Here is a 2,273-nt window from a genome sequence, read left to right as displayed (position 1 = left end):
CGGATGCGGCGGGCCTTTCAAGCCTATGACCTGGCCGCTGAAGAGTATGTGGTGCTCTTACCAGAACTCTCCCCCGCAGAATATGCGGCCTACAATGCCCTGGGGGATATTTACCTGGATAGCCTCGGCTGGTCAGGGGGCAACACCACCCTGGAAGCCCTGCCCCACGGCCTGCCCATCGTCACCTTGCCCGGATCCCTGATGCGGGGCCGCCACACCTACGCCATCCTGCAGCAGACGGGGATTCTCGATACCATCGCTCATAACCTCGATGAATACGTCCAGATTGCCAGTCGGTTGGGCTTGGATCCAGAGTGGCGAGAGCAAATGGGCCAGCAGGTGAAAGCACGTCAAGATCGCGTCTACCGGGATCCCGCGCCGATCCGCACTCTGGAAGAGTGGTTGCGAAGCCTGAAGACCTGAGGGGGCAGTTTGGGTGAAAGGATAAACGGGCGAGTGTTGTCCTCTTGAAGGGATCCCGGACAGATGGCAGGATAGGCGGGGTTGTCTTGCCGGGCTTTGCCCATGTCTTCTGAGTCTGCTCCCGGTCAGTTCCCCAGGCCGGAAAACGCCCCCGACAACTTGCCCTCCCTTTCAACGCGCCTGAAAGAGATTGCCGTGGTATTCCTGCGGCTGGGATCCCTGGGTTTCGGCGGCCCCCAAGCCCACATCGCCATGCAACACGATGAGGCGGTGATCCGGCGGGGCTGGATGAGCCAGGAACAATTTACCGAAGGGGTGGGCCTATGTGAAATGTTGCCAGGGCCAGCTTCTACCCAGATGGGGATCTATGTCGGCTATGTGCGGGCAGGCTGGTTGGGGGCGGTGCTGGCGGGGATTTGCTTCATTGCCCCTGCTTTTGTGATCGAGGTGATTTTTTCTTGGCTTTACTTTCGCTTTCAGGGGGTGCCGCAGCTAGAGGGGATGTTTTTTGGGGTGGCCCCGGTGGTGATCGCCATTATCCTGGCCTTTTGCTGGAAACTGGGCCGTAAAGCTGTGAAGGATTGGAGCCGGGGGCTGATCGCGGTGGCGGCCTTTGCCCTGCTGCTGATTGGGGGGGTGAATATCCTGTTGCTGTTCGGGCTGGCGGCTCTGGTGGGGCTGCTGCTGTATGGGCCCAAAAAAGGCCCACTATCGGGGATCCCGATTTTACTCCCTTGGCCAGTATTGACGTTGGCCCAGACGGTAGTGGCCACGGTTCCACCGGAAACCCTTATCCTGAGCAGCTTTTGGGGTCTGGAGCGGATTGGTGCCTATTTCTGGCCTTTGACCTTGTTTTTCCTGAAAGTAGGCGGCGCCATCTTCGGGGGAGGGCTGGTGATCATCCCCTTCATCGCCGACGAGGTGGTGGATCAGTTGCGCTGGTTGACGCCGGCAGAGTTCTTGGATGGGGTGGCCATTGGGCAATTGACTCCTGGCCCGGTGGTGCTGACAGCAGCCTTTATCGGCTACAAAGTGGCAGGGGTGTTGGGGGCGCTGACGGCGACGGTGGCGATCTTTGCCCCTTCTTTTGCCTTTATTTTGCTGGCAGCTCCGGTTTTACTGCGCATACGGCGCAATGCTTGGGTAAAGGGATCCCTGCAAGCCATCACCCCAACTGCGCTGGGGGCGGTTGCCGCGGCTACAGTGCCCTTGGCCCAAAATGCGCTGCTGCAAGAAACAACTCCCGCTTCGCTGGTGGCTTTGGGGATCGGGGTAGCTGCCTTCATTGCCTTGATGCGCTTTCGCCAGCCCACTTGGCTGTTGGTGTTGGCGGGAGGGGGAGTGGGTTTGCTGACTCGAGGCCTGTTGGACTAGAGGTTTTGCTTCCTGGCTCCGCCCTCTCGTTGGGGGTGAGGGAATGCTCCTATCCAGCCTGATAGCCTCAGCCGCTAGCTGGCCTGGGCCAGCCCTTCCTCAGAGGGATCCCTGCCTTCCAGGCGACAAAACAGTTGCCGCATCAGCAGCTCCCGTTGGCCAAGGGACAGGTGAGGGGCAAGGGTGCTGGGAAAGTGGGGCATGGCCAGGGTGACACGATCCAACAGGTCGGCGCGGCGGTGTCTCTGTTGAATGGCCCAAGCCCGTTCCAGAAGGTTTTGGGCTGCTTCTGGCGCCAATCCCGCTTGCTCCGATAACCACGTTGCCAGTTGTTCCAAATCGGGGTCGAAGCGCAGCCGGTACATGTAGATCAGCATGCCGATCCCGATCACCAAGCCCAAGCCACTGGCTACATAGGCGGCTTTGATGGAAGTTCCCGGCAGATAGGCCACCGCCGACACGCGCAAGATTTCGTA

Annotated in this window: 1 protein-coding gene and 2 pseudogenes; 2 read left to right on the top strand and 1 reads right to left on the bottom strand. The window is 59.9% G+C overall.

Going from position 1 to position 2,273, the window contains the following annotated elements; genetic code table 11:
* A pseudogene (locus NW849_RS06835) lies at positions 1–423 on the top strand (glycosyltransferase); the annotation flags it as partial.
* A 102-nt stretch (positions 424–525) separates the two neighbouring features.
* On the top strand, positions 526–1,797 hold the full coding sequence (gene chrA, locus NW849_RS06830) for a chromate efflux transporter (protein ID WP_414356790.1): 1,272 nt from the start codon (positions 526–528) through the stop codon (positions 1,795–1,797).
* A 74-nt stretch (positions 1,798–1,871) separates the two neighbouring features.
* On the opposite strand, the pseudogene NW849_RS06825 reads toward chrA, so the two are convergent.
* A pseudogene (locus tag NW849_RS06825) lies at positions 1,872–2,273 on the bottom strand (prolipoprotein diacylglyceryl transferase); the annotation flags it as partial.

It is taken from the genome of Synechococcus sp. R55.3, from assembly GCF_047461975.1.
In the GTDB taxonomy this organism is placed as follows: Bacteria; Cyanobacteriota; Cyanobacteriia; order Thermostichales; family Thermostichaceae; genus Thermostichus.
Note: the sequence above shows the minus strand (reverse complement) of the source record. Positions and strands in the feature narration are given on the sequence as shown.